Raw genomic sequence first — 26306 nt, forward strand, 5'->3', positions numbered from 1 at the left:
CGACCAGATCGGCTATGCCGCGCCATCAAGCGTGCGCGGGGGATTCGACGTCGCCGCAGGTCGTTTCCAGGCCGTGGCCGGCCATGGCGCGCAGTTCGCAGGTGCCTTCCCAGCCGGGCATGTGGTCGAGATGAAGCTGCATGAATTCCTGGGCCATGGCCAGCGCTTCCGCCTTGTCGCGGAACTCGAAGATGGCGTAGCCACCGACCACTTCCTTGGCCTCCACGAACGGGCCGTCGGTGACTCGCAGCTTGCCGCCGTCGATCGAGACCCGCGCCCCCTGCTGCAACGGGGTCAGCCCGCCCATGTCGATCATCCGGCCGGCCTTGATCTCGCGTTCGGCAAGCTTGCCCATCGCTTCCATCAGGGCGGGCGTCGGGGCCTTCATCGGTTGCGGGGAAGTAACGATGGACATGAAACGCATGAACAACTCCTGTGCTGCGAGTTGGCGGCATCAGGCCGGCCATTCCGTCTCGCTACAGGGAACGACGATCCGGCCGCGGCCGGATCGACATGCGCTAGAAAAAAATCCAGGTTCCGGGGATACCGCCTATTGCCCCCGGATCATGATCAGGGGATCGGCGGTATCCGGCACGCGCCGCCACTGCGCATTGTCGTCGGCCTCGAACTGCCAGCTCTCGCCTCTGGCCGACATCAGGATCATCTGTCCGCGCTCCAGCCGCCATTGGTTTGGCGCGAAGGCCGCAACCGCCGGATCGCATTTCGGCTTCAGGAACACCTGGAAATTATCCCCGGTCGCCTCTGTGTTGGTCAGCGTCAGGCCGCAGACCGTCTGTCCATTGCCGCGAACCATCGACCAGTCGCCGATCATCTGGTCCATCGACTTGGCGAGCGAGCGGGCGGCCGCGAGGTTCTGCAGGATGTAGACGCCCTCGCCAGTCCGCAAGCCTTCGAAGATGCCGCTCTCGACCTCGGTGAAGTCGATTACCGGCTGGCCTGCCGCATCCTGCAGCCGCACGATGTCCAGCCCCTTGATATTCCAGGCCGTGATGTCCTTGGTGAACGGCAACGCCTTGGCGCAACCGGGCTCAAGCTCGAGCTTGAGCCCTTGCGGCGTCGCATCGCCCTTCATCGTGACGACGCAAGTCTTGCTGCGCTCGGTGGTGGCAAGTTCCCACTGCCCGATCATTTCCTTCTTCAGGGCAGCGGCATCCTGCGCCGAGACCTGCGGCGCAAGCGCGAGCAGCGCCGTCAGCGCTGCTGCCGTAATGCCTGAACGCCTAAGCAACATCAGCGTCCCTTCACCGGAATTTCCGGAACGGGCGTCAGCGGCGCCTTGCCGGCAAACCAGTTTTTCAGGTTATCGACGACAAGCTGATCCATGGCATTGCGCGTTACCACCGAAGCTGAGCCGATATGTGGCAACAGCACGACATTTTGCATGGCCATTAACTCGTCCGGCACGTTCGGCTCGTTGGCAAACACATCGAGTCCGGCGGCGAGAATGGTGCCGGATTTCAGCGCCGCGACCAGCGCCGGCTCGTCGACGACGGAACCGCGGGCGACGTTGATCAAAACGCCGCGCGGACCAAGCGCCTGCAACACGTCGGCATTGATCATCTTGGCGGTCGAGGCGCCGCCGGGCACGATGACGATCAGCGTATCAACCGCCTTCGCCATCTCGATCAGGTCGGGATAATGCTGGTAGGACACGGCCGACGACGGATTGCGCGAATGATAGCAAACCGGCACGCGCGAGGCCTCGAGCCGGCGGCCGATCGCCTGTCCGATGCGACCCATGCCGACGATGCCGATCTTGCGGTCGCGCAGCGAACCGGCGCTCAAGGGATAGTTCTGGGTCTGCCATAGGCCGGAGCGCAGATAGCGGTCGGCCTTGACGAATTCGCGCAAGGTCGCGATCAGTAGCCCCATCGCGACGTCGGCGACTTCTTCCGTCAGCACATCGGGCGTGTTGGTGACGACGATATTGTGCTCCCTCGCATAAGCCGAGTCGACGTGGTCGTAGCCGACGCCGAAGCTCGCGACGATTTCAAGCTTCGGAAATTGCGACAGCGCCTTCGCGTCCGCCGGCACCATGTGATAGGTGACCGCCATGCCGCGGATCTTTGCGACCGTATCGGGCGTCAAGCGCTCGAGGTCAGCCCGGCTCTCCGCCATATGCAGGACGTACTGATCCGGAAAGCCATTCTCCAGGATCGGCCTGACAGGTCCGTAGATCAACAGATCGATCTTCTCGGACGAAACATTCGCGGCAGCCATCAATTTTCCTTTCCAAGCGCGCTCTCATGCCAGCGCCGTAGTACCAGATGCGAAACTAGCGCCAGCAGCCCATAGATGACAATCCCGGCCACCGACAGCAACAACAACGCCGCGAACATTCGGGGAATGTTGAGGCGATAACCGGATTCGGCGATCCGGAAGGCAAGACCGGAGCCGGCGCCTGCCGTGCCCGCGGCGATTTCGGCTACCACGGCGCCGATCAGCGACAGGCCGCCCGCGATCCGCAAGCCACCGAGGATGAACGGCAGCGCCGCCGGCAATTTCAGGTACCGCAGCGTCTGAAGCCTTGACGCGCCATAGAGCTGAAACAGCCCGGCCAGATTGCGGTCCACCGAATTCAGCCCGAGCGTGGTGTTGGACAGAACCGGAAAAAAAGCGACGATCCAGGCGCAGACAATGACCGCGGTCTGCTGCGGCAGATAGATCAGCAATAACGGCGCAATTGCGATCACCGGCGTGACCTGCAGGATCACCGCATAGGGAAACAGCGAATATTCCAGCCATTTCGATTGGTTGAACACCAGCCCCAGCGCGACGCCGCCGATGGCTGCGGCGATGAAACCTTCCAGCGTGGTGAGCAAGGTGATGCCGAGCGATTCCGACAGCACCGGCCAGTCGCTGACGAGCGTCTGAAACACGGTTGTCGGGCTCGGCAACACATAGGGCTGGATATCGTTGACGCGGACAACGAATTCCCACAACGCCAGGCCCGCCGCGAGCACGACGACGGGAAGCAGCATGCGGCCGATGTTCTGCACGGAACTCATGCGCTGCGCTGCCCGGAATAGGAAGGCGCCAGCGCATTCGAGACCTCGCGGCAATAGCCGGCATAGTCGGCCGAGGTGCGAAACTCCTCCCCCCGCGGCTCCGGCGTCGCGATGCGAAACTCGCCGCGGATGCGCCCGGGACGCGCCGTCAGCACGATCACCCGCTGCGACAGGTAGACCGACTCGAACACCGAATGGGTGACGAAAATGACGGTCTTGTGCAGCTTGCGCCACAGCGCCAGCAGGTCGTTGTTGAGCCGAAAACGCGTGATCTCGTCGAGCGCTGCGAACGGCTCGTCCAGCAGGAGAATGTCCGGATCGGTGACCAGCGCCCGCGCCAATGAGACCCGCATCTTCATGCCGCCCGACAGTTCACGGGGGTATGCATCCGCAAATTCGGCAAGGCCGACCTGCGCCAGCGCCTCCTCGATACGCCGGTCGGCTTCGGCCGGCGCCGCATGCGCAAGCTTCAGCGGCAGGCAAACGTTGTCGCGCACGCTAGCCCACGGCATCAGCGTGGGCTCCTGAAACACGAAACCGATGGGATGCCGCCCATCCGCCTTGTTGGCGCGATGGGGAACGTTCACCGTGCCCGCACTCGGCGCACCGAGCCCCGCGATCAGCCGCAGCGCGGTGGATTTTCCGCAGCCGGAAGGCCCGAGCAGCGAGACGAAGTCGCCCTTTGCGACATCAAGATCGAGCGGCCCCAGCGCGGTCACGCCATTGTCATAGGTCTTGCTTACCGCGCGCAGACGCACTGCAAGGCCCGCCGCTTCGCTATCCATCTCCGACAAAGCGGGCCCGACCATCTCGCGTCAGTTCTTCGGCCGCAGATCGAGACCGACGGCCTTGTTGACGAAGCGAAGCGTGTAGGCCTGGCGGTAGTCGATATCGCGGCGAACCACGCCGGCCCGCACCATCTTGTCGAAGAAGCTCGCCACGCGCGCATCGTTCATGGCGCCGATGCCGTCGCGCAACGTATCGCCGGAATCGACGATGCCGTATTCCTTCATCTTGGCGACGGAATAGCTGAGCAGCTCGTCGGTCATTTCGGGGTTGATCTTCTTGATCATCGCGTTGCCGGCGGAATTGTCGCCGTAGAGATAGTTGTACCAGCCGATGACGGAGGCATCGACAAAGCGCTGCACCAGGTCCGGCTTCTTGTCGACGATCTCGCGGCGGGTCTCGATCAGCGTCGAATAGGCATTGAAGCCGTGATCGGCCAGCAGGATCACGCCAGGCTTGAAGCCGGCGGCCTTCTCGACGGCGTAGGGCTCGGAGGTAACGTAACCCTGCATCGCGCTCTGCTTGTTCACGATGAAAGGCTGCGGATTGAAGGTGTAGGGCTTTACCTTGCTCTCGCTGAACCCATATTCGGACTTCAGCCACTGGAAGTAGCTCGCGACACCTTCCTTGGACACCAGCAGCGTCAGCGGCTTGAGATCTTCGAGTTTCGCAATTTTGGTTTCCGGATGGGTGAGGAATACTTGCGGATCCTTCTGGAAGATCGCGGCGACCGCAATCAGCGGCACGTTATTGGCAACGGCGTCGAACGATTGCAGCGTGTTCGCGCTCATGAAGAAATCGAGCTTGCCGGCGGTCAGCAGGATGCGGTTGTTGGTGTTGGGCCCGCCGGGAACGATGGTGACGTCGAGGCCGTATTTCTTGTAGGTGTCGTCGGCGACCGCCTGGAAGAAGCCGCCATGCTCGGCCTCCGCGACCCAATTGGTTCCGAACGACACCTTGTCGAGGGTTTCGCCACGCGCTTGCGTCGGTCCTGCGGCCAACGCCAAAAGACCTGCGGTTAACGTTCGCAGCAAAAAGGCCGGGTTCATGGTTGGACTCCGTCGATCATTCTGGCCCATGATGAGAGGCTAAGGACAACGTCCCCAAGAGGATTTGTCCAGGGATCGGACCATTCCCGGACTATCTAACAAACTACTCTGCAAATTCATCCAAAGAAACGCTTCGCTCGATGGCCTCAACCGTTCCGCCCCGCGACTGGACCGACATCCGCTGGCCCGACATTGCCACGGCCGACGCCGCGCGCTGGATCGCGGTGCTGCCATTGGCAGCCACCGAACAGCACGGCCCGCATCTGCCGCTGGAAACGGACGTCCTGATCGGCGAGGCCTATCTGGCGCGGGTGCGCGAGCTGTTGCCTGTCGCGCTGCCCGTCACCTTTCTGCCGCTGCAGCCGGTCGGCATCTCCACCGAGCACATCGATTTTCCGGGCACGCTGACGCTGCCGACCGAGGCCGCATTGAAGGAGTGGACGGCGATCGGCGAGCGCGTCGCGCGATGCGGAATCCGCAAGCTCGTGATTGTGACGAGCCATGGCGGCAACAGCGCGGCGATGTCGCTGGTCGCGCAGGATCTGCGCGCACATCACAGGCTGCTCGTGGTGACCACGAGCTGGTCGCGCTTCGGCGCGCCGGACGGCTTGTTTTCCGCGGAAGAGCTGCGTCACGGCATTCATGGCGGCGCGGTCGAGACCTCCATCATGCTGGCGCGCTATCCGCACACGGTGCGGAGCGAGGCGATCGCCGATTTTCGCCCTGCCAGTATCTCGATGGAGAAGGAATTTCGTTGGCTCTCGGCGCATCGGCCGGTCCCTTTCGCGTGGCAGGCGCAGGACCTTAACGAAAGCGGCGCAGTGGGCGACGCCACCAAAGCCACTGCGGAGAAGGGCGAACAACTGCTCGATCACGGCGCGCGGGCGTTCTGCGAACTGCTCGATGACGTCGACAAATTCGATCCGGAATTGTTTCTTCGTAAAGCATAAAATCGCGATCTATTATCCTAACCATCTGAAATATCGAGGAAATAAACGACGAAACCATATTTCCGGCCGCCGTCTCGAACCGCCTTTCAACGCGCTCCGTCCAACTGGGCATGCGGACCACAATGGCCGCGTAACACAGGATGGAGATTTCCATGTCGATCAAGACCAAGTTCGCCGCTCTCGCTCTCGCTACTCTTGCCGTTACCGGCGGCATGGCTTCCACACAGGCTCAGGCCAAGCCGCTGCACTGGGGTGTCGGCGCCGGCCTCGTGGGCGCAGCCATCGTCGGCACTGCCATCGCAGCTTCGGGTCCCCACTACTACTATGACGGCTATCGCCGCTGCGGCTGGGTTCGCCAGTTCGACGCTTTCGGCAATTACATCGGCCGCGTCCGGACCTGCGCATACTGATTTCCGCGCTGACTCGGTTGCTGTCTGAGAAGCGACTTCTTCAACGAACCACTTCAGACCCTGCAAGCGCTTCTCGTGTTTAACGCGTTTTCTTCACGCGAACCGGAAGGCCACTTCGCTCGAAAACGCTTCTGTCGTGGATCAGCGTCCGGCACGGGCGCCTCATCCACCCCCGTGCCGCACCCGACCCGCCCGGTTGTCCCCCCGGGCGGGTCACCTTTTTGCTGCAGACCGACAACCTGAAGAGTCGCTATCTTCACGCGCGCGAACCGGCATCCGTCCCGGATCGCCCGAGCCAAGTTTTCGTTCGAAACATCCGCTCCTGCGGCTGCGTTGCGCGGATGTCACGTGACGATGTCATTCAGACGAAGCGGTTCAATCCTTGTTGTAGTTGCGAATTGCTCGCAATAAGGATTGTCCAACGGATTGCCTGTTCCCGATCTGGGGCTGGAACCACCGACCAATCCACAAGAACGGGCGGGCTGATAATTCTAACCGATTTCCTTGGTAGGCAGCGCGCCGGCAAATCTGCAGTGATGATGAGAGAAGTCGCCGGAATGTTCGCGCTGGAAGTACAGAAATCATGAGCCGTCGCAGCCGATCCCGAGAGTATCTGCTGGCAGGCGTAGGCCTGAGCCTGCTCGCATTTGACGGCGTTGCCGCCGCTGCAGATATGCCGTTGAAGGCACCGGCGCTGAGAGCCGTCTACAACTGGAGCGGATTCTATCTCGGCGGCCATGTCGGTTATGGCGGCGGCAGCCTTGGCCCTGATGCCAGTCCCCTGCCGCTGCAAGGCGTGTTCTTTCCCCACAGCATCACCGGCCTGATCGGCGGCTATCAGGCCGGTTACAATTTTCAGCTCCCGAACAACCTGGTGTTGGGGGGCGAAGCCGATGTTTCGTTCCTGAGCACGCTTGATCGTCCGAGGCTTGCGCCGGCTCTCTTCAACACGACCTTCGACTATATTGCCACGGCACGGGGCCGCGTCGGTTACGCCTTCGGAACGCTGTTGCCCTACGTGACCGGCGGCGTCGCCTGGGCTAGGGCCCATGTCGACATCAATGATGTCGACGGAAGCGTGTTATCTACGCGTGGGCATACACATCTCGGCTGGACCGCAGGCGCTGGCATCGAGTATGCCGCCGACGCCAGATGGAGCGCAAAACTCGAATACGACTACATCTATCTGGGCGCCCGAGCCTATGGACTTGCGGACGTGCCGCTGCCGGACGTCAGGGTCGATCCAAAGGTCCATACGGTCAAGCTCGGATTGAACTACAAGATCTGGGACGGGCCGGGTTCTGCGACATCGAGCGATTACGCCATCAGGCCCCCCACCCCTCCAGCGTCCAAGGACTGGAACGTCCACGCCCAGACGACATTCCTTCCGCAGGGCTATCCAAGCTTCCGCTCGCCGTATCACGGTACGAACAGCCTGCCGGGCGCCGGACGCGTCAGAGAGACCTGGACGGTCGGAGCCTTTCTCGGCTGGCGGTTGTGGGACGGCGGAGAGCTCTACTTTGGTCCGGAGCTTGCGCAGGGCTTCGGAATCGGCGGCACATTAGGCTTGGCAGGTTTTTCAAACGGCGAAGCGCAAAAAGGCGGCGCCGAATATCCGAGATTCCGCGCACAGCGCTATTTCTTCCGGCAGACGTTCGGGCTGGGCGGCGAACAGGAAGAAGTGGCCGATGCGGCCAATCAGTTGCCGGGCAAGCGCGACATCGACCGGATCACGGTAACGGTCGGGCGATTTGCCGTCGGAGATTTTTTTGACGGCAATTCCTACGCAAAAGACCCGCGTGTGGATTTCATGAACTGGGCAATGTGGGCGTCCGCGGCCTATGACTTTCCGGCCGATCTCCCCGGATTTACCCGCGGCGCGGTGGTCGAACTCAATCGCAAGGACTGGGCGGTCCGCGCGGGCGTGTTTCAGGTGCCCTCTGCTCCCAACAGCGATGTCCTCACCTTCAAGACCGGCGGAGCTGTTGTCGAGTTCGAAGAACGTCACACTGTGTTCGATCAGCCCGGCAAATTGCGGCTCGGCATCTTCGCCAATCGCGGCAATACCGGCAACTACCGCAATGCGCTGGCGATCAGCGCCGCAGATCCGACGCTCGACATCAACGACATCATGCCCAGCATCCGGCGCGAAAACCTGAAATACGGTTTCTACGTCAACGCCGAACAACAGATCATGAATGATGTCGGCCTGTTCGCCCGCGCGAGCTGGAACGACGGCCGCAACGAAATCCTGTCCTTTACCGACATCGACCGCAGCGTTTCGGCAGGCCTGTCAGTCAAGGGCAGCTATTGGGGACGCCCGAGCGATACGTTCGGTTTGGGCGGCGCAATCAATGGTCTCTCCAGCGCGCACCGCGATTTCCTGGCGGCCGGCGGTCTCGGCCTGCTGATCGGCGACGGCCGTCTCAGCTACAGCAACGAACGAATCCTCGAGACCTACTACGCCTACGCCATCGACAAGAACTTCACGCTCACCGCCGACTACCAGTTCATCACCAATCCCGCCTACAATGCCGACCGCGGCCCGGTCCATGTGTTCTCCGGCAGGCTGCACGGAGAGTTCTAGTGCCCCTTGAGGCACCCCATGCTCTACTTCGTGATCAAATGCGCCCTGTCCGGCATTATCATCGCGGCGGTGTCGGAAATCGCCAAGCGCAGCCCGGCGTTCGCTGCGCTCATCGTGTCGCTGCCGCTGCTTTCGCTGTTGAGCTTCCTGTGGCTCTGGCACGACACCGGCGATGCGGAGCGGATTGCCAGTGTGGCTGAATCGACGTTTTGGTACGTGCTGCCGTCGCTACCGCTGTTCCTGATATTGCCGGCGCTGCTCAGGGCGGGCGTGGGCTTCTGGCCCAGCCTCGCCGCCGGCTGCGCGGTGACGATTGCTCTTTACTTCCTCACCGCCTGGACGCTCGCCAAATTCGGCATCCGCCTTTGAAGCGGCAAATTCTCCCGGCCGCGCTCCCTTCGCCTCCGCGCGGCAGCGGGGAAACCGCCGGGATTTTATCCCGCTGGCTGGAACGAAACTGCGCGCGCCATCGCCCATGCATCGCGGAAGCGCGGATCCTGGGTGCCTTCGATCAACTCGCCCGGACGTAGCTGTGGATAGAGCTGCGCGAATGACAACGTGTCATTCGTGGAGGATCGCTGCGAGAAGTGGATCGTCCGCAATTGCCGCGGATGGTCGAGGCCGGCCGCGGCGATCAGCTCGGACAGGGCGTGCAGGGTGGCGTGATGATAGTTGTAGACCCGTTCAATCTTGTGCGGCACCACCAGCGCGCGGGCGCGGAGCGGATCCTGGGTGCTCACGCCAGTCGGGCATCGATCGGTATGGCAGCTCAGCGACTGGATGCAGCCGAGCGCGAACATGAACCCGCGCGCAGAATTGCACCAGTCGGCGCCGATCGCCATCGCACGCGCCATGTCGAATGCGGTCGCGATCTTGCCGGCGGCACCGATCTTGACGCGGTCACGCGCACTGATGCCGATCAGTGCATTATGGACGAAATTGACGCCCTCCCGCATCGGCATGCCCAAATGGTCCATGAATTCCAGCGGCGCAGCACCGGTGCCGCCTTCATTGCCGTCCACCACGATGAAATCAGGATATATCCCGGTTTGCAGCATCGCCTTGCAGATCGCCAGGAATTCCCAGGGATGACCGACGCACAGCTTGAACCCGACCGGCTTGCCGCCGGATAGTCGCCGCATCTCGCCGATGAAAACCATCATTTCCAGCGGCGTCGAGAACGCGCGGTGCGTGGCCGGCGAAATGCAATCCTCGCCCATGGGGATACCGCGAATTTTGGAGATCTCTTCAGAGACCTTGGCCGCCGGAAGGACCCCGCCATGTCCGGGCTTGGCTCCTTGGCTGATCTTGAGTTCGACCATCTTGATCTGATCGTCGCTGGAGACGCGGGCAAATTCTTCCGGGTTGAATGTGCCGTCGCGGTTGCGGCAGCCGAAATAGCCCGAGCCGATTTCCCAGATGATGTCACCGCCGTGCTCGCGGTGGTAAGGACTGACGCCGCCCTCGCCGGTGTCATGCGCAAAGCTGCCCTTTTTCGCACCAGCGTTCAGCGCCCGCACGGCGTTGGGGCTGAGCGCCCCAAAACTCATCGCCGAGATGTTGAAGACCGAGGCCGAGTACGGCTTAGTGCAATCCGGACCACCGATGGTGACGCGAAACTGCTCGACGGCACCCGCCTTCGGCAACATCGAATGGTGCATCCATTCGTAGCCGTCGCGATAGACGTCCTCCTGGGTGCCGAACGGCCGCTTATCGAGCTCCATCTTGGCACGCTGATACACCAGAGCGCGGGTGTCGCGGGAAAACGGCTTGCCGTCCTTCTCGCTCTCGAAGAAGTACTGCCGTATCTCCGGCCGAATTTCTTCGAGCAAAAAACGAATGTGCGCCGAGATCGGATAATTGCGCAACACCGCGTGGTTCTTCTGCACGAGATCGCGAATGCCCAGCAATGTAAGCGCGCCGAAGACCACGATCGGCAGCAGCAGCAACTCCCACACTTTCAGATTATTGTCGAAGATCCCGATGCCGATCAGCAATGCCGTGATGACGGCGCAGATCGTCAGCACGATGTAGCGTGGCGAGAACGGAAGCAGCAGCGTTTCCATGGAACTCCCTCACCCAAATTATCCTTGCCGGACGGCAGCTTAGTTCAATGGCCGGAACGGGCGCTACACGATATACGAAGCGACCTTCACGGAAGTGACGGCGACTTGAAAAATAAACGGGATGCTCCCGGTCCGAATAAACCTGTCGCCTTTGTGCAGTGCAGCGTAATGACGTGGAGCCGAGTGCAGTCCTTGCCGCACAACCTCGTTGTGCACCGGCACGCACGCTCTATCAATCGTCGCGTCGGCAACGAGCCGAGCGACGTTACGGGAGGGTTATAGCAGTGAGGGAAAGGGGCGGGCTATGGGGAGCCTGTCATTCCGGGCCGCGTCGCAGACGCGAACCCGGAATGACGGTGACCGTCAGCGCTCAACGAACGCCTTTTCGATCACGAAATGGCCGGGCGTGTTTCCGCTGCCTTCGATGAACCCGCCGGATTCGAACATCTGCTTCAGCTCTTCCAGCATGGCCGGGCTGCCGCACATCATGATGCGATCGGTCTCGATATTGAGCGGCGGCTGGTGGATGTCGTTGAACAACTGCTCGGATGAGATCAGGTCGGTAATGCGGCCGCGATTGCGGAACGGCTCGCGGGTCACGGTCGGATAGTACAAGAGCTTCTCCGACAGCAGCGGCCCGAACAACTCGTCGTCGCGCAGCTTGGCGACCAGATCTTCACCATAAGCAAGTTCGGAGACCTGACGGCAGCCGTGCACGAGCACGATGGTCTCGAACCGCTCATAGACGTCGGGATCCTTGATCAGGCTGGCGAATGGGGCGAGGCCCGTGCCGGTCGAGAGCAGCAGCAAGCGCTTGCCCGGAATCAGATTGTCGGTGATCAGCGTGCCGGTCGCCTTGCGGCCGACCAGAATCTCGTCGCCCTCGCGGATCTTCTGCAGCTTCGAGGTCAGCGGCCCGTCCGCAACCTTGATGGAGAAGAATTCGAGCTCTTCCTCGTGATTGGCGCTCGCCATGCTGTAGGCGCGCAGCAGCGGCCGGCCCTCGACCTCGAGGCCGATCATTGCGAACTGGCCGTTCTGGAAGCGGAAACCGGAATCGCGGGTAGCCCGGAAGCTGAAAAGGGTATCGGTCCAGTGGCGGACAGAAAGGACTTTCTCTCTATAGAACGCGCTCATGTGTTTTCGTTCTTCCTGACGTCTCGATGTAGAACGTTTCGGTCTTCGGGCCTCAAAGTGCCAAAATCAGCGAAATCAGCGGCGATTTGGCGCTTCATTTGCGCACACGAGACACATAGTCAATATGACCTGCAGCACAATTGAGAACTCGGAATGGCTGTCGGCCTAATTTGCAAAAAGGTTCGATCGCCTTCGTTAACGCTTTCTCGCGCAATTAACTTGCTGAATTCGGCACCGATCTGGCAATAAAAGACTACGTCGAATTAAGAACGTTTCAAAAGAGATCGCATGCGAAGCCCAACTGAGTTTCGAAAAGGAAAACCGGGCTTCTATCCGGACCAGGCGGTCTATGCAGAGTTTGCGGCTGCCGAATTCGGGCTGGCGTTTCGCGACCTCGACGGCGGCTCGGGATTGATCTTCAGCATCGCCGCGCGCGACAGGCTGCTTCATTTCGGCGCCGGCCGATGCTCCTGGTATCCGCAGAACAACGCGACGGCTTCGACACTGGCGTCGGACAAGTTCTTTGCCAGCAGGATTCTCCGAGACGCCGGTGTGCCCGCGCTCGGCGGCGAGTATTTCTTCCTGCACAATCGCCACCGCGCGCATCGCCCGGCGGGCCATGAACGCAGCGACGCGATTGCCGGCTTCAAGGCATTGGGTGGATCGGCCTTCGTCAAGCCGCTCACTGGAGCGCGCGGCGATTTCGCGCAAGCGGTTCACGGCGAAGCAGCGCTCGTTCGCTATCTCGATGCGGTGATGAAGTATTATGACGCCGTTCTGATCCAGCCGATCGTCGATGGCACCGAGTATCGCGTTTTCCTGCTCGACGATGACGCGCTCTACTGCGCGCGAAAACGCCCGCCGTTCATCTCGGGCGACGGCGTGCGCACGTTCCGCGAACTGCTGGCGGCCCATAATGACGCTTTGCGGGCCCGCGGCCTTTCGCCGGCTTCGCTGTCCGATCACGACCCGTCACTCGACACTGTGCCGGCAAATGGCGAACGGCGCGAGATCCCCGGGCGGATGAATCTCAGTGCTGGCGGCACGATGGTACTGGCGGATGCACCGTCCGAGGGGGCCATCGTGCTGGCGCGGCAGGCTGCGCGCGCGATCGGACTTCGCGTAGCGGCCATCGACATGTTCGTAGATATCGGTGGCCAACCGGATTCCATGCAGGTCATCGAGGTCAATTCCAACCCGGCGATCCGGCTGCTGGAGAATTCCGACCGCGGCGACCTAATCCTGAAGATCTGGCATCACACCTTCTCGACCATGGGATTGCTCTAGTGTTCGACCTGCCGAAATATGGTGACGGCGTCTGCCTCGCGCGCATGGCAGAGCTGTTGGACATGCTGGCCGTCGATCGCGCGCGGCTGCGGCGCATCTCGGTGGTGGTGACCGGCTCTAATGGCAAAGGCAGCACGGCGGCGATGTGCGCTCGAATCGGCCGCGCTTACGGTTTGCGCACGGGTCTCTTCACTTCCCCGCATCTGTTTCGCTTCAACGAACGGATACAGGTCGACAACGTCGAAATCGACGACGACGCGCTCGCCCTTCTGAAGCGTAAGGTAGCGGCGGTCGTCGCCGACGTCTCGAGCCGTCGCGGTGAACAATTCGGCGCTTTCGAAGCGCTGTTCGCGCTCGCCTGCTTGCACTTCCAGAAGAGCGAATGCGATTTCGCGGTGTTCGAAGCTGGCATCGGCGGACGCTACGATCCAGTCCGCCTGATCGGCGCGCGCGAGACCTGCGTCACGTCGGTCGATTACGAGCATGTCGAATTGCTCGGAAACTCGCTTGAACTAATCGCCTCCGACAAGAGCGACGCCTGCGCCGCCGGCGGCACGATCATCTATGGTGAAAACTGCCGCGACCTGCGGCGACATCTCGTCGAGTATCATCGCTGGCGCGGCTGCACCCCACTGTTCGTCCGTGACGAGATCAGTGTCGACAACGAGGCCCAGTCCGCGTCGGGGCAGCATTTCGATTTCCAGTTCGGCTATCATGATTTTCGCCGCATCGAGCTTGGCCTGCCCGGAGCGTTCCAGTTCAACAACGCCGCCATCGCGGTCACGCTATTCCTGCTCTGGCTGCAACGCGAGCAGCCGCGCAAGGCCCCCGAGCGGATCGAAGCGGCCATCCGTTCGGGCCTGCGCAATGTCCGCTGGCCCGGCCGCCTGGAGGTCATCGAGCAAGACCCGCTCACGGTGATCGACGTCGGCCATACGCCGGACGGCATCCGGCAATCGCACGCGAGCCTCACGGCTATTCATGGCGGCGACGATTGGATTCTCGTCACTGGCGCCTCGCGCGACAAGAAAGCCGACGAGATCGTCGGCGTGCTGGCGCCGTCGTTCGATACGATCATCTGCACAGCGGCGCACCACAAGGGCGCGGACCCGCAAGCCATCGCCGCCGCCGCGCGACTTGGCAATTCCGACGCAACCCTTCATGTCGCGGCGACAATCGCGGATGCCGTGGGGCTCTCGCAGGAGATGGCTCTGGAACAAAAGCGCAGAGTGTATGTGGCGGGTGGATTATTCCTGGCGATCGAATACGCAACCGTCGCAAAGGGCGGCCGCGCGGAGGATTTGGAATTTTTCTGAACGTGGCGCACAATCTGTGCAATCGAGCAGCTATTCCGCGGACAGTGCACTGGAAAGCGCCAGAATGCGACACCGAGGGGAGAAAGCACCATGAGCGACATCGTCAATCGTCAGATCCTGCTGGTCGAAAAGCCGACCGGGAAGCTCGGGCCGGAGCATTTCAAGATGGTCAACGGCGCGGTGCCCGAACCGAAAGATGGCGAGGCGCTGGTGCGGACGCGCTATATTTCGCTTGATGCCGCCAACCGCGCGTGGATGCACGGTGCCACCTATCGCGCCGCCGTCGAGGCCAACACGGTGATGGCTGGTGGCAGCATCGCGGAGGTCGTCGCCTCGAAGGCTTCGAGCCTCGCGCCGGGCGATATCGTATTCGGCGATACCGGCTGGCAGGATTATGCCGCCGTGCCGGCAAAGCATCTGAACAAGATGCCGAAGATGGAGCCGATGACGCATCTGCTCAGCGTCTACGGCATCGCCGGCCTCACCGCCTATTTTGGTCTCCTGCATGTCGGCAAGCCGAAGCAAGGCGAGACCGTCGTCGTGTCGGCTGCCGCCGGCTCCGTCGGATCGATCGTCGGGCAAATCGCCAAGATCAAGGGCTGCAACGTCATCGGCATCGCCGGCGGCAAGGACAAGTGCCAGTGGCTCACGTCCGAACTCGGCTTTGACGCCGCGGTCGATTACAAGGACGGCGCCACCTTCAAGGCGCTGCGATCAGCCGCGCCGAAGGGCATCGACGTCTATTTCGACAATGTCGGCGGCGAGATTCTCGAAGCCTGCCTTTCGCTGATGAACAACCGCGGCCGTATCGCCTGCTGCGGCGCGCTTTCGCAATATGACGGCGTACCGTCGGCCCACGGTCCGCGCGGCGTGCCCGGCCTGATCGTGGTGAAGCGCCTCATCATGCAGGGCTTCATCGTGATGGATTATATGGACCAGAGCGCCGCGGCGCTTGCCGATCTGCAGTCCTGGGTCGCCTCCGGCAAGTTGAAAGTGCAGGAGGACGTGATCGACGGAATCGAGAACACGCCGAAAGCGCTGATCGGCCTGCTCGCCGGCGAGAACCGCGGCAAGAGGATGGTGAGGGTGTAACCCGAGCAGAGGGGCACTCTGCGATCGCGAATTTCCGGTAGGGTGGCGGCGGGGGTGTAGCTAATGGCTGAAATTCGCTTCGATGACGGCTCCAGCTATGAGCGCATGATGGGCGTCTGAAGCCGACTCGCCGGCGAGATCTTTCTCGATTGGCTGGCCCCGCCGATGGGCGTGCGATGGATCGACGTCGGCTGCGGCAACGGTGCCTTCACCGACATCCTGGTCGAGCGATGCGCTCCGGTGGACGTTCAGGGTATTGATCCGTCCGAAGGGCAACTTGCATTTGCACGCAGCAGACTAGCGGCGCGCCTGGCGAAGTTTCGCCAAGGCGACGCCATGGCGCTTCCCTTTCCCGCTGACAGCTTCGATGCAGCCGTCATGGCGTTGGTCCTGGTATTCGTTCCCGATCCAGCCAAAGGCGTCGAGGAAATGGTTCGAGTGGTCAGCCCGGGCGGCACAGTCGCGGCCTACATGTGGGACATGTTGGGTGGCGGATTTCCCCTGGATCCGATCCACGTCGAGATGCGTGCGATGGGTCTTGCGCCTCCACGCCCGTCGCGGATGGACGCATCCACAATGCCAGCGCTGCAGGACTTGTGGACAGGTGCCGGTCTCGAGGCCGTGGAGACGCGGGAGATCTCGGTACAGCGGACTTTTGCGCATTTCGACGAATTCTGGAAAATTAACCTGGAAGCCCCTTCGATCGCCCCCATCATTGCCACGATGGAATCTGCAGACGCAGAAGCACTCAAGAGGCGGGTGCGCACTCGCCTCCATGAGGATGCGGGGGGACGCATCATTTGTGACGCGCGCGCGCATGCGATAAAGGGACGCCGGCCGAGGTAACTGACTGCTAAGACGACACGCTCGGCACTTTCGGCGTCGCCTGCACGCCCGCCCTCTTCGCCTTCCGCTCCTTCAGCCAGTTCTCGAACCGCTGGATCACAACGAAGAACGTCGGCACGAACAGCACCGCCAGGCACGTTGACGCCAGCATGCCCGAGAACACGGTGATGCCAATCGATTTTCGCGCATTCGCGCCGGCGCCGGTGGCGAGCACCAAGGGCACGACGCCGAGGATGAAAGCGAACGACGTCATCAGGATCGGACGGAAACGGGCCCGCGCCGCCTCGACCGCGGATTCCAACAGCGGCTTGCGGTCGCGCACGTGGAGCTCGAGCGCCACCTCGACGATCAGGATGGCGTTCTTGGCCGACAGCGCGATCAACAGGATAATGCCGATCTGGGTGTAGAGGTTGTTCTCGATCCTCAGCCCACTCAGCACCAGCATCGGCCCGAGCAGCGACAGCGGCACCGCGAGAATGACCGAGATCGGCGCGTACCAGCTCTCGTATTGTCCAGCCAGCACGAGATACACCAGCAGCAGGGCGAGTCCAAACGCCCAGTAGATCTGGCCGCCGACGACCTTCTCCTGGTACGACATCGCCGTCCACTCGAAGCCGGTGCCCGGCGGCAGGGTCTTGGCGGCGATCTCTTCCATCAGATTCATCGACTGGCCGGAGCTGTAACCCGTGGCCGGCAGCCCGATGATGGTTGCCGACGGATAGAGATTGTAGAGACTGATCAGCGACGGGCCGACGGCGGGCGTAATCTTCGCCACGGCGCCGAGTGGGATCATGTCGCCCTGGCTGTTGCGTACCGTCAGCTTTTCGATGTCGCGCGGCGTCAGGCGGAATTGCGCGTCTCCCTGTGCGTAGACCTGGAAGGTGCGGCCGAACTTGTTGAACTGGTTGACGAAGCTCGAACCCATGTAGGACGACAATGTCGAGAAGATCTGGTCGGTCGTGACATGCATGGTCTGCGCCTTGACCCTATCAACCTCGACGTCGAACTGCGGCACCATCGAACGGAATGGCGAACTGACCCGCTGCAGCGCGCTTTGCGACGCCGCATTGGAAACCATCGCGCCCGTGATTGCCTGCAGCTTGCTAAAATCGGAATTGCCGTCGCGGAGCTGCACCTGCATCGCAAAGCCGGCGGCATTGCCGATGCCCTGGATCGGCGGCGGCGGGACCACCAGGATCTGCGCCTCCTCGATCACAGACAGTTTTTCGTTCAGGCCGACGAACAGCGACCGCAGATCCTCGCCCTCGCCGCGCGCACTCCATTCCTTGAGGATCAGATAGGCCACGCCGGCATTGGCGAGGCTGGAAGAATTGTCGAGCGCGGAAATGCCCGCGATCGTGATCACCTGATCGACGCCCGCGGTTTTACTGGTGATGTCGCTGACGCGGGTGAGCACACGCTGAGTGCGGTCGAGCGCCGCGCCATCCGGCAATTGCACCGCCACCAGCAGATAGCCCTGGTCCTCGATCGGGATAAAGCCGGTCGGCACCCGCGACAGGCCGTAGCCGCCGATCGCGATCAGGATCAGCGCGCAGATGACGGATACATTGCTGTGCGCGACCAGACGGCTGATCACCCGGCCATACCAGGCCTCCAGACGGTTATAGACCGCGTTGAACCCCCGGTAAAAGAAGTTGCGCTGTTCCGGCGGCGCGGGCCGGCGCAGCCACAGGGCGCATTGCGTCGGCTTCAGCGTCGCCGCGTTGATGGCGCTGAGCAGCGCGGTCGCGGCAATGACCAGCGCGAATTGCGCGTACATCCGGCCCGTCAACCCCGGCAGGAATGCCGAGGGCAAAAACACCGAGATCAGCACCAGCGTAATGCCGATGATCGGCGCGAATAGCACATCCATCGCGCTGATCGCGGCGTCATGGCCGGACATCCCCTTCTCGATATTATGAGCTGCGCCCTCGACCACGATGATGGCGTCATCCACCACGATGCCGATCGCGAGCACGATCGCAAACAGCGTCGAGATGTTGACGGTGAAGCCGAGCGCGGCCATCGCCGCGAACGCGCCGATGATGGTCACCGGCACCGTCGTCGCCGGCACCAGCATCGCGCGCCAGTCCTGCAGGAAGATCAGGATCACGACGAGCACGAGCAAGCCGGCCTCAATGAGCGTCTTGTAGACCTCGTTGATCGATTCGGAGACGAATTTGGTGGTGTTGAACGGCGTGTCGTACTTGATGTCCTGTGGAAATCCCTTCGCCAACTCCGCCATTTTTCTCTGAACCGCCTGCTCGACTTCGAGCGCGTTGGCGCCCGGCGACTGGAACACGCCGATGCCGGTGGCCGGCTTGTTGTTGAGTGAGAACATCTGGCTGTAGGTTTGGGCGCCGAGTTCAACCCAGCCGACGTCGCGCACGCGCGTGATGTCGCCGCTACTGCCGGTCTTGACGATCACGTTTTCGAACTCAGTAGTGTCGTCGAGCCGGCCGCTGACGTTCAGCGTATATTGGAACGCCTGCCCTGCAGGCGCCGGCGGCGCCCCGACCTGGCCTGCTGTGACCTGCTGGCTCTGCTGCTGGATCGCCGAGATCACGTCCTGCGGCATCAGGTTGCGCGCCTGCAGCTTGTTCGGATCGAGCCAGACCCGCATCGAATACTGGCCGGCCCCGAACACAGTCACATTCCCAACGCCGGGCAGGCGCGACAGCTCGTCGCGAATGTTGATGGTGGCGTAGTTGCTCAGGAACAGGCTGTCATAGGTCGCTTTCGGTGATGTCAGCGTCACGAACAAGAGGATTGCCGTCGATCGCTTCTGGACGGTGACTCCCTGGTTCTGCACCGATTGCGGCAGTTGCGAGAGCGCGCTCGAGACCCGGTTCTGCACCAGCACCTGCGCGAAGTTGAGGTCGGTGCCGATCTTGAAGGTAACCGTCAACGAATAGGAGCCGTCGGCGCCGCTGTAAGACTGCATGTAGAGCATGTCCTCGACGCCATTGACCTGCTGCTCGATCGGCAGCGCTACCGTGTCGATCACGGTTTTCGCGCTGGCGCCGGGATAGCGGGTGGTAACCTGCACCGTGGGCGGCACGACATCGGGATACTGCGCAACGGCGAGCCGGAACAGGCTGACGCCGCCGATCAGGATCATCAGGATCGCGATGACGTTGGAAAGAACGGGCCGTTCGATGAAAAATTTTGAAATCATGGCCGGCTCCTACTTGGCCGACGCCGGCTGAGCTTCGACTATTTTCACTTGCGGATCGACCTTCTGGCCGGGTATCGCACGCAATAGCCCGGCGGTAATCACGCGGTCATCGGCCTTGAGGCCTTCCTCAATGACGCGTAGTTCGCCTTCTAGCGGCCCGACGCGCACCTTGCGCTGCTCGACGACATTTTCGCCGTTCACGACCAGCACGTAGCGGCCGGACTGATCGCTGCCGAGCGCGACGTCAGGCACGAGCAGCGCGTTCTGCACCTGGTCCAAAGGCACGCGAATTCGGACGAAGAATCCCGGCAGCAGCGCGCGATCCGCATTGGGCAGCACGCCGCGCACGGGCAGCGTGCCGGTCGACTGGTTCAGCGTCGTGGCGGCGTAGTCGAGCTTGCCCTTGTGCGGAAAGCCGGTCTCGGTCTGTAATCCGACCTCGATCGGTACTTGCCTGAGATCATCGGGCGTCAGGCCGCGCCGGCGCGCTTCCTCGCGGATCCGCAGCACGTCCTGTTCGTTGACGTTGAAATTCACATAGATCGGGTCGAGCGCCACGATGGTGGCGAGTTGCGTCGGCGACGAGGCACCGACGAGTTCACCGACAGAGACGAGATGCGCGCTGACGACGCCGTCGAACGGCGCGACCACATTGGTGTAGCCGTAGTTGACTGCCGCGATCTTGGTATTGACCTGGGCCTGCAGCAGGCTCGCCTGCGCATTGTCGCGGGCCGCGGTGGAATTATCCAGCGTGGCCTGGGAAACGGCCTGCCGCTGCACCAACTCCTGCTGGCGCTTGAAATCCGCCTCGGTCTGTCGCACCGAGGCCTGCGCGCCGGATTCCGCGGCCTGCGCCTGTTCGAGCTTCAGCTTGTAGGTGTCCGGCTCGATCGTGAACAGGGATGTGCCTTCTTTGACGTAGGCGCCGTCCGTGTAGTTGATCGATTGCAGAAAACCCTGCACGCGCGCGACCAGATCGACATTCTTGATCGCCGCCGTATTGCCGGTCGCTTCGAGATAGCGCGTGAAAGGCCGCTGCAGGGGCGGCGCAACTTCGACCTTCGGCGGCGGCGGAGGGACAAAAGTATTTTGTTCGCAGGCACTTAAGATGCCCATTGCAGCAACGGCGAAAGCTGCACGGCAGGCGGCAGCGCCTTTTTGCGCGGCGGTGCGGTGTGATCTCAAGCGTGCAGGCGAACGCAAAGCCATCATTTTTGGTGCCTCAATCCGTCTTGTTCTGGAAAAGGCTTTATTCGGAAATCGGCTTTCCGCCATCCCATGAAAATAGCAACAATCCGCTTGCGGCGAAACCGGAAAGCGAAAATGATGCGTCCGGAATTTTTCTGAAAGCACATTTCATTTTGGCTGAAGCGGCGGCTTCCGGCGACGACAAAGGATTTATTCAAATGATCAAGACGTTGACGCGCGCAAGAAAGCTTGGATCATTACTGGCAACCGCGACATTCGCAATTGCAGCACCCGTGCTTGCGCAAGCGCCAAGCCAGGCGCAACGCGACGCAATCAAGTCGCAATGCCGTTCCGATTACATCGCGCGTTGCTCCAGCGTGCCGCCGGGCGGTGAGGCCGCGCTGCAATGCCTGCAAAAGAACATGTCGAGCCTTTCATCGAACTGCCAGAGCGCGGTGCGCGCGGTGGAAGCGGCGGCGGCCAAGCCCGCGGAGACGGCCAAGCCCGTCGACACCGCCAAGCCGGCCGAAGCCGCGCCGCAGAAATCTGCGGCACCGGCCGCCGCGACAGCGGCGCCGTCCAAATCCGGCGAACCGAAGGCTGCACCCGCCGCCCCCGCTGCCGGACAGCCGACTAGCGCCCAGATTTCCGCCATTCGCAGCGCGTGCCGCTCCGATTATCCGAAGGTCTGCGCGGGCGTACCGACCGGTGGCGCTCCTGCGCTGCAATGCCTGGAAAAGAACAAGGGGAAACTCTCGGCCGGTTGCGAGAAGGCGGTCGCCGCCGCCAGTGGCGGTGGAGCAGCAGCCGCAACGCCCGCAGCCGGCGGGGTTCCGGCCGCGGCGGGAGCCGCGGCTACCGTTGCGCCAACGGCGGCGCCGACCGTGATCGTGCTGCGACCGATGCGGCCGCGCGAAGAGCTGTTCGTGCTGCGCTCGGCCTGCGGTGCTGACGTGCGCACGATTTGCGGCGGCGTGCCCGCCGGCGGTGGCCGGATCGTGCAGTGTCTTGCGACCAACGCTGCCCAGCTTTCGCCTGCCTGCAAGGAAGTGCTGTCGCAATTCGCGGCGCGCTAAATCCCGCAGCCTGCGGCGATCTTTCGCTGCAGCCGAGCTTATCGCGTCTTCGGCGGAAAGCGGTTTCAAACCTGAAATGCCCTAATGGCGCGACGGGTACCGGTTCGTGCGCTAACGTTAAGGTAGATGCGGGCCGCAGAACGGTTCCCGGCGATATTTTCCTCTAGCGCAAATATCCGGCACAGATTAGTCTCCACCCCAAATTAGTAAGTATACTGTCGATTGGGAGGAAGACGTGCGTATCGCCGTCATTGGCGGAGGCCCCGGCGGCCTCTACTTCGCCTATCTCTGGAAGCGCCGTCATCCGGACGCGCAAATCGACCTGTTCGAACAGAACCCCGAAGGCGCGACCTGGGGGTTTGGCGTGGTGTTCTCCGAGCAGGCGCTGGAATTTTTGCGCGCCGATGACCCCGAGACGGTCGACGCCATCACGCCGCGGATGGAGAGCTGGAAGAACATCACGCTCAATTTGCGTGGTGAGAGCGTCGAGATCGACGGCGTCGGCTTCTCCTCGATCGGCCGGCTCGAACTGCTCACCATCCTGCAGCAGCGCGTGCGCGGGGCAGGCGTGACGGCGCGGTACGACACCACGATCCAGTCGATCGGCGAACTCGGCGGATACGACCTGATCGTTGCCGCCGACGGACTGAACTCGCTGGTGCGCCGCGAGTTTGAGAAGGAATTCGGCGCCTCGGTTTCGCATTCGACCAACAAATTCGCCTGGTACGGCACCAGCAAACGCTTTGCCACGCTGTCGCAGACGTTTGTGAGGACCGATCTGGGCTTCTTCAACGCGCATCACTATCGCTATTCGCCCGCCATGAGCACGTTCCTGGTCGAATGCGATGCGGCGACCTGGCAGGCCTATGGCTTCGAGCACATGACGATCGAACAGTCGCAGGCGATCTGCGAAAAGATTTTTGCGGAGACCCTCGACGGTCACTCGCTGGTGTCGAACAAATCGGTGTGGCGCAATTTTCCCTGGATCTGGAACGAGAACTGGTCCCACCGCAACATGGTGCTGATCGGAGACGCCTTGCACACCGCGCATTTCTCGATTGGCTCAGGCACGCGGCTCGCCATCGAAGACGCGATCGCGCTAACCAAGGCGCTGGAGGCGGATAACGATATTCCCGCAGGCCTCGCCCGCTACCAGGCCGAGCGCAAGCCGATCGTGCAGAAGCTGGTGACGGCGGCGCGCACCAGCGCCGACTGGTACGAACATTTCCCCGAACACATGAAGCTCGACCTGATGGATTTTGCCTACAGCTACATCACCCGCTCCGGGCGGATCGCCGACGCGCGGCTGCGCGCGATGTCGCCGGAATTCATGACGCGTTACGAGGCGGCGAAGAAAATCGGGAGCCAGGCATGACGTCCGAAATTTCCGATCTGGTCCCCCGCGACAACCCTGGCGCACGCGAGATCGGCTTTGCGATCCCGGAACGCTATAACGCGAGCCGCATCCTGTTCGATAATCTTGCGGCCGGTCGCCGCGGCCGGCTGGCGCTGACCGGCCCCGGCGGCACGCGCACCTATGCGGAGCTCTGCGCCGAGGCCGCGCAATGGGGCCACGGCTTTCAATCGCTGCGCTTGAAGCGTGGCGACCGCATCCTGATGTTCCTCGACGACACGCCGGCCTACCCGGCGGCATTTTTCGGCGCGGTGCGCTCCGGCTTGGTGCCGCTGTTGATCAACACGCTGACGCCGCCGGAGCTCCTGCAGTTCTATCTCTCGGACGCCGGCGCAACTGTAGCCGTCGCCGAGGCAGAGTTTACGACGCGGTTCAACGCGGAGGCCTGCAGGGATACGCCGCTGCAAACCCTTGTTGTGGTCAATGGCGTAGCGGGCGAGCACGCCGTGCCGAACACGGTCGACGCGGCAAAGTGGCTGCAAGGCTTCGCCACCGATCTTCCGGAAGCCGACACCCACCGCGACGAGATGGCGTTCTGGATGTATTCGTCGGGCTCGACCGGCCGCCCCAAGGGCATCGTGCATCTGCAGCACGACATGGCCTATAGCGAGCAGGCGTTTGCCCGCAGTGTGCTCAAGCTCGGGCCCGACGACATCTGCTTCTCGGTGCCGAAAATTTTCTTCGCCTACGGTTTCGGCAACGCCATCACCTTCCCGTTCTCGGTCGGTGCCGCGACGCTGCTGCTGCCGGGACAACCGAAGCCAGCAGCGATCTTCGCGGCGATCGAAAAATACCGGCCTACCGTGTTCTACGGATTGCCGACGCTTTACACCTCGCTGACCAAGGCCGAGGGTGCGGCGACAACCGATTTCTCGTCGCTGCGGATGGCGCTGTCGGCGGCCGAAGTCTTATCGGCGGAAGTGTTCAACGGCTGGAAAAAGCTGACGGGGCTCGAGATCATCGAAGGGCTCGGCTCGACGGAAGTCCTGCACATCTATCTCTCCAACCTCCCCGAAAAGAAAAAACTCGGCGCCGCCGGCCTGCGCGTGCCCGGCTATGAAATCCTGCTCAGGGACAAGGACGGCCGCGAAGTCGCCGACAACGAGGAGGGAATCTTGTGGGTACGCGGCGATTCCAACACGCCGCTGTACTGGAACCGGCCGGACAAGTCCGCCGAGACCATTCGCGAGGAGGGGTGGATCTATACCGGCGATCGCTTCGTGCGTGATGCCGACGGCTTCCATTTCTTCCGCGGCCGCGCCGACGACCTGGTCAAGATTTCAGGCCAGTGGGTCTATCCGCTGGAGGTCGAGCTCTGTCTTGCCGAGCATCCCGACATCAGGGAATGCGCGGTGTTTGCGGCCGAGCTGCCGGACCGCCGGATGACCCTGAAAGCGGTGGTGGTGATGAACAAGGGCGAGTTCGACAGCAATGATGCGACGAAGAAGCTGCAGGATTACGTCAAGGCAAAGCTATTGCCTTACAAATATCCGCGCGAGATCCGGTTCATCGAGGAACTGCCGAAGACCGGCACAGGCAAGATCGACCGCCAGGCGTTAATAAAGATGTAGCCACCCGTCGTTGCGAGCGAAGCGAAGCAATCCATTCCTCCGCTTGTGGCGCTGTAGATTGCATCGCTGCGCTCGCAATGACGATCAGCTAACCCCTGTCCCTAACGCCCCCTCACCCTGCTTCCCCAGATGCTCCAGCGCGTCCTCGGCGCGCAGCGGCACGCGCGAGGCTTCATTGTTGAGATCGACGAGTTGCGTCAGGAGCGTCAGCAGGGTCTTGCGGTCGGCAGGCTTCAGCGGCTGCAGCATCCTGAGCTGCGCGCGCTCAACCGACGGCATGATGTCGCGTAGCACGGCTGCGCCCGATTTCGAGAGATAGAGCAGCTTGACGCGCTTGTCCTCGCGCGAGGGCTTGCGCTCGATCAGCGCCTTGCTCTCCAGCCGTTCGATGACGTTACCGAGGGTCGAGCGGTCGAACGCGATCACCGCCGACAGCCGGGTGGCATCGATGCCCGGATGGGTGTGGATCGCCACCAGCGACGCATATTGCACCGGCGTCAGGTCGAATGCGCTGCACTCCTCGACGAAGATAGAGACCGCGATCTGCTGCATCCGCCGGAACAGATAGCCGGGCGCGGTATAGACCGCGTCCATGGTGATCGGTTGTGACTTACTCGGCATCGGGCTGCCTGTCCGGTGCGGCATCGGTGAATGCCTTTATTTGCTTTGCCGCGGCTTCCGCCTCGAGCAGGCGGGAAAAAACCGAAACGTCGACGCCGAAGCGCCGCGCGTTGGCAAGCTGCGGCACCAGGCAGAGGTCGGCAACCGTCGGCGTGTCGCCGAAACAGAACGGCCCGTTCTCGCCCTTGATCAGGGTCTCGCAGGCAGCGAGGCCTTCGCGATTGGCCCAAGCCGCCCACTCCGTCACCTTCTCTTCCGGCAGGCCGAGCTGGCGTAGCCGGGCCAGCACCTTCAAATTCTGCACCGGATGGATGTCGCAGGCGATGGCGAGCGCAAAGGCGCGCACCTTTGCGCGGCGCAGCGGATCCTTTGGCAATAGCGGCGGGCTGGGATGGGTCTCGTCCAGCCAATCGATGATGGCCAGCGACTGGGTCAGCACCGCGCCGTCGTCGCCCTCCAGCGTCGGCACCAGCCCCTGCGGGTTGATCGCGAGATAGCCCGGCGCAATCTGTTCGCCCTTGCGAAGGTGATGCGGCAGGTGCTCTGCCGTGAGCCCCTTGAGGTTGAGCGCGATCCTGACGCGGTATGCCGCGCTGCTGCGGAAATAGCCATGCAGCTTCATCGGAACCTCCCTGATTCTTCTGGCCTGTTCGGGTTTACCACATTGACGCTATCGATATTGTAAGTATACTGTCAATCTACC

The 26306-nt window shown here is 62.2% G+C and carries 24 protein-coding genes; 12 read left to right on the forward strand and 12 right to left on the reverse strand.

Features of this window, described 5'->3' with window-relative positions:
- Window positions 1–25: 25 nt before the first annotated feature.
- From CQ13_RS05525 to CQ13_RS05550, 6 genes are all read right to left on the reverse strand, one after another.
- The gene (locus tag CQ13_RS05525; RefSeq protein WP_057842092.1) at window positions 26–424 is read right to left on the reverse strand and encodes a YciI family protein; all 399 of its coding nucleotides are present in this window, start codon (window positions 422–424) and stop codon (window positions 26–28) included.
- Window positions 425–550: 126 nt separating this feature from the next.
- Complete coding sequence (locus CQ13_RS05530; RefSeq protein ID WP_057841990.1) at window positions 551–1252, reverse strand: AprI/Inh family metalloprotease inhibitor; 702 nt, start codon at window positions 1250–1252, stop codon at window positions 551–553.
- On the reverse strand, window positions 1252–2241 hold the full coding sequence (locus tag CQ13_RS05535) for a 2-hydroxyacid dehydrogenase (RefSeq protein ID WP_057841991.1): 990 nt from the start codon (window positions 2239–2241) through the stop codon (window positions 1252–1254). The genes CQ13_RS05530 and CQ13_RS05535 overlap by 1 nt, the downstream gene beginning before the upstream one ends.
- Window positions 2241–3029, reverse strand: coding sequence for an ABC transporter permease (locus CQ13_RS05540; RefSeq protein WP_057841992.1), 789 nt, complete (start codon window positions 3027–3029; stop codon window positions 2241–2243). The genes CQ13_RS05535 and CQ13_RS05540 overlap by 1 nt, the downstream gene beginning before the upstream one ends.
- The gene (locus tag CQ13_RS05545; protein WP_057841993.1) at window positions 3026–3838 is read right to left on the reverse strand and encodes an ABC transporter ATP-binding protein; all 813 of its coding nucleotides are present in this window, start codon (window positions 3836–3838) and stop codon (window positions 3026–3028) included. Before CQ13_RS05545 ends, CQ13_RS05540 begins: the two co-directional genes overlap by 4 nt.
- Before the next feature lie 6 nt (window positions 3839–3844).
- Window positions 3845–4864 (reverse strand): ABC transporter substrate-binding protein, encoded by a 1020-nt coding sequence (locus CQ13_RS05550; RefSeq protein ID WP_057841994.1) that lies wholly within the window; start codon window positions 4862–4864, stop codon window positions 3845–3847.
- A 140-nt stretch (window positions 4865–5004) separates the two neighbouring features.
- Here CQ13_RS05550 and CQ13_RS05555 point away from each other — a divergent pair, with 140 nt between their 5' ends.
- From CQ13_RS05555 to CQ13_RS05570, 4 genes are all read left to right on the forward strand, one after another.
- Entirely contained in the window at window positions 5005–5814 is an 810-nt protein-coding gene (locus CQ13_RS05555) for a creatininase family protein (protein WP_057841995.1), read from the forward strand.
- Between the two features lie 152 nt (window positions 5815–5966).
- The gene (locus CQ13_RS05560) at window positions 5967–6224 is read left to right on the forward strand and encodes a hypothetical protein (RefSeq protein ID WP_028351026.1); all 258 of its coding nucleotides are present in this window, start codon (window positions 5967–5969) and stop codon (window positions 6222–6224) included.
- 583 nt (window positions 6225–6807) lie between these two features.
- The gene (locus CQ13_RS05565; protein WP_057841996.1) at window positions 6808–8811 is read left to right on the forward strand and encodes a carbohydrate porin; all 2004 of its coding nucleotides are present in this window, start codon (window positions 6808–6810) and stop codon (window positions 8809–8811) included.
- 18 nt (window positions 8812–8829) lie between these two features.
- Window positions 8830–9180, forward strand: a complete 351-nt coding sequence (locus tag CQ13_RS05570) for a DUF3147 family protein (RefSeq protein ID WP_057841997.1) — start codon at window positions 8830–8832, stop codon at window positions 9178–9180.
- 65 nt (window positions 9181–9245) lie between these two features.
- Here CQ13_RS05570 and CQ13_RS05575 read toward each other — a convergent pair whose 3' ends face one another.
- Both CQ13_RS05575 and CQ13_RS05580 read right to left on the reverse strand, forming a co-directional pair.
- Complete coding sequence (locus CQ13_RS05575; protein WP_057841998.1) at window positions 9246–10877, reverse strand: FMN-binding glutamate synthase family protein; 1632 nt, start codon at window positions 10875–10877, stop codon at window positions 9246–9248.
- 363 nt (window positions 10878–11240) lie between these two features.
- Complete coding sequence (locus CQ13_RS05580) at window positions 11241–12014, reverse strand: ferredoxin--NADP reductase (RefSeq protein ID WP_057841999.1); 774 nt, start codon at window positions 12012–12014, stop codon at window positions 11241–11243.
- Window positions 12015–12302: 288 nt separating this feature from the next.
- On the opposite strand from CQ13_RS05580, the gene CQ13_RS05585 reads away from it, so the two are divergent.
- From CQ13_RS05585 to CQ13_RS05600, 4 genes are all read left to right on the forward strand, one after another.
- The gene (locus CQ13_RS05585; RefSeq protein ID WP_057842000.1) at window positions 12303–13301 is read left to right on the forward strand and encodes a hypothetical protein; all 999 of its coding nucleotides are present in this window, start codon (window positions 12303–12305) and stop codon (window positions 13299–13301) included.
- Window positions 13301–14617 carry a bifunctional folylpolyglutamate synthase/dihydrofolate synthase gene (locus CQ13_RS05590; protein WP_057842001.1) on the forward strand — a complete coding sequence of 439 codons (1317 nt, stop codon included), beginning with the start codon at window positions 13301–13303 and terminating at the stop codon, window positions 14615–14617. Before CQ13_RS05585 ends, CQ13_RS05590 begins: the two co-directional genes overlap by 1 nt.
- Window positions 14618–14707: 90 nt before the next feature.
- Entirely contained in the window at window positions 14708–15709 is a 1002-nt protein-coding gene (locus tag CQ13_RS05595) for an NADP-dependent oxidoreductase (RefSeq protein ID WP_057842002.1), read from the forward strand.
- A gap of 165 nt (window positions 15710–15874) precedes the next feature.
- Complete coding sequence (locus CQ13_RS05600) at window positions 15875–16555, forward strand: class I SAM-dependent methyltransferase (RefSeq protein WP_197427250.1); 681 nt, start codon at window positions 15875–15877, stop codon at window positions 16553–16555.
- A 7-nt stretch (window positions 16556–16562) separates the two neighbouring features.
- On the opposite strand, the gene CQ13_RS05605 is transcribed toward CQ13_RS05600, so the two are convergent.
- Both CQ13_RS05605 and CQ13_RS05610 read right to left on the reverse strand, forming a co-directional pair.
- Window positions 16563–19733: an efflux RND transporter permease subunit gene (locus CQ13_RS05605; RefSeq protein ID WP_057842003.1), complete on the reverse strand. Its 3171-nt coding sequence runs from the start codon at window positions 19731–19733 to the stop codon at window positions 16563–16565.
- A gap of 9 nt (window positions 19734–19742) precedes the next feature.
- Window positions 19743–20849 carry an efflux RND transporter periplasmic adaptor subunit gene (locus CQ13_RS05610; protein ID WP_245309031.1) on the reverse strand — a complete coding sequence of 369 codons (1107 nt, stop codon included), beginning with the start codon at window positions 20847–20849 and terminating at the stop codon, window positions 19743–19745.
- On the opposite strand from CQ13_RS05610, the gene CQ13_RS45320 reads away from it, so the two are divergent.
- The 4 genes from CQ13_RS45320 (at window position 20842) to CQ13_RS05625 (ending at window position 24982) form a co-directional block, all read left to right on the forward strand.
- Complete coding sequence (locus CQ13_RS45320; protein ID WP_245309033.1) at window positions 20842–21015, forward strand: hypothetical protein; 174 nt, start codon at window positions 20842–20844, stop codon at window positions 21013–21015. The two genes, CQ13_RS05610 and CQ13_RS45320, sit on opposite strands and share 8 nt — an antisense overlap.
- Before the next feature lie 124 nt (window positions 21016–21139).
- Window positions 21140–21997, forward strand: a complete 858-nt coding sequence (locus CQ13_RS05615) for a cysteine rich repeat-containing protein (RefSeq protein WP_057842094.1) — start codon at window positions 21140–21142, stop codon at window positions 21995–21997.
- Between the two features lie 235 nt (window positions 21998–22232).
- Entirely contained in the window at window positions 22233–23372 is a 1140-nt protein-coding gene (locus CQ13_RS05620; RefSeq protein WP_057842004.1) for an FAD-dependent monooxygenase, read from the forward strand.
- Window positions 23369–24982: a benzoate-CoA ligase family protein gene (locus CQ13_RS05625; RefSeq protein WP_057842005.1), complete on the forward strand. Its 1614-nt coding sequence runs from the start codon at window positions 23369–23371 to the stop codon at window positions 24980–24982. Before CQ13_RS05620 ends, CQ13_RS05625 begins: the two co-directional genes overlap by 4 nt.
- 84 nt (window positions 24983–25066) lie before the next feature.
- On the opposite strand, the gene CQ13_RS05630 is transcribed toward CQ13_RS05625, so the two are convergent.
- Both CQ13_RS05630 and maiA read right to left on the reverse strand, forming a co-directional pair.
- Complete coding sequence (locus CQ13_RS05630; RefSeq protein WP_057842006.1) at window positions 25067–25603, reverse strand: MarR family winged helix-turn-helix transcriptional regulator; 537 nt, start codon at window positions 25601–25603, stop codon at window positions 25067–25069.
- Window positions 25593–26225, reverse strand: coding sequence for a maleylacetoacetate isomerase (gene maiA, locus CQ13_RS05635; RefSeq protein WP_057842007.1), 633 nt, complete (start codon window positions 26223–26225; stop codon window positions 25593–25595). Before maiA ends, CQ13_RS05630 begins: the two co-directional genes overlap by 11 nt.
- Window positions 26226–26306: the final 81 nt, after the last annotated feature.

The sequence above is a fragment of the Bradyrhizobium retamae genome, assembly GCF_001440415.1.
Lineage (GTDB): Bacteria > Pseudomonadota > Alphaproteobacteria > Rhizobiales > Xanthobacteraceae > Bradyrhizobium > Bradyrhizobium retamae.

Bases quoted from the DNA above. Each gene is read 5' to 3' on its own strand.
- CQ13_RS05605 (WP_057842003.1), bottom strand. From the start codon at position 19,733: ATGATTTCAAAATTTTTCATCGAACGGCCCGTTCTTTCCAACGTCATC.
- CQ13_RS05540 (WP_057841992.1), bottom strand. From the start codon at position 3,029: ATGAGTTCCGTGCAGAACATCGGCCGCATGCTGCTTCCCGTCGTCGTG.
- CQ13_RS05555 (WP_057841995.1), top strand. From the start codon at position 5,005: ATGGCCTCAACCGTTCCGCCCCGCGACTGGACCGACATCCGCTGGCCC.
- CQ13_RS05600 (WP_197427250.1), top strand. From the start codon at position 15,875: ATGGGCGTGCGATGGATCGACGTCGGCTGCGGCAACGGTGCCTTCACC.
- CQ13_RS05610 (WP_245309031.1), bottom strand. From the start codon at position 20,849: ATGGGCATCTTAAGTGCCTGCGAACAAAATACTTTTGTCCCTCCGCCG.
- CQ13_RS05570 (WP_057841997.1), top strand. From the start codon at position 8,830: ATGCTCTACTTCGTGATCAAATGCGCCCTGTCCGGCATTATCATCGCG.
- CQ13_RS05615 (WP_057842094.1), top strand. From the start codon at position 21,140: ATGATCAAGACGTTGACGCGCGCAAGAAAGCTTGGATCATTACTGGCA.
- maiA (WP_057842007.1), bottom strand. From the start codon at position 26,225: ATGAAGCTGCATGGCTATTTCCGCAGCAGCGCGGCATACCGCGTCAGG.
- CQ13_RS05585 (WP_057842000.1), top strand. From the start codon at position 12,303: ATGCGAAGCCCAACTGAGTTTCGAAAAGGAAAACCGGGCTTCTATCCG.
- CQ13_RS05565 (WP_057841996.1), top strand. From the start codon at position 6,808: ATGAGCCGTCGCAGCCGATCCCGAGAGTATCTGCTGGCAGGCGTAGGC.
- CQ13_RS05560 (WP_028351026.1), top strand. From the start codon at position 5,967: ATGTCGATCAAGACCAAGTTCGCCGCTCTCGCTCTCGCTACTCTTGCC.
- CQ13_RS05595 (WP_057842002.1), top strand. From the start codon at position 14,708: ATGAGCGACATCGTCAATCGTCAGATCCTGCTGGTCGAAAAGCCGACC.
- CQ13_RS05525 (WP_057842092.1), bottom strand. From the start codon at position 424: ATGCGTTTCATGTCCATCGTTACTTCCCCGCAACCGATGAAGGCCCCG.
- CQ13_RS05545 (WP_057841993.1), bottom strand. From the start codon at position 3,838: ATGGTCGGGCCCGCTTTGTCGGAGATGGATAGCGAAGCGGCGGGCCTT.
- CQ13_RS05630 (WP_057842006.1), bottom strand. From the start codon at position 25,603: ATGCCGAGTAAGTCACAACCGATCACCATGGACGCGGTCTATACCGCG.
- CQ13_RS45320 (WP_245309033.1), top strand. From the start codon at position 20,842: ATGCCCATTGCAGCAACGGCGAAAGCTGCACGGCAGGCGGCAGCGCCT.
- CQ13_RS05580 (WP_057841999.1), bottom strand. From the start codon at position 12,014: ATGAGCGCGTTCTATAGAGAGAAAGTCCTTTCTGTCCGCCACTGGACC.
- CQ13_RS05575 (WP_057841998.1), bottom strand. From the start codon at position 10,877: ATGGAAACGCTGCTGCTTCCGTTCTCGCCACGCTACATCGTGCTGACG.
- CQ13_RS05530 (WP_057841990.1), bottom strand. From the start codon at position 1,252: ATGTTGCTTAGGCGTTCAGGCATTACGGCAGCAGCGCTGACGGCGCTG.
- CQ13_RS05550 (WP_057841994.1), bottom strand. From the start codon at position 4,864: ATGAACCCGGCCTTTTTGCTGCGAACGTTAACCGCAGGTCTTTTGGCG.
- CQ13_RS05535 (WP_057841991.1), bottom strand. From the start codon at position 2,241: ATGGCTGCCGCGAATGTTTCGTCCGAGAAGATCGATCTGTTGATCTAC.
- CQ13_RS05625 (WP_057842005.1), top strand. From the start codon at position 23,369: ATGACGTCCGAAATTTCCGATCTGGTCCCCCGCGACAACCCTGGCGCA.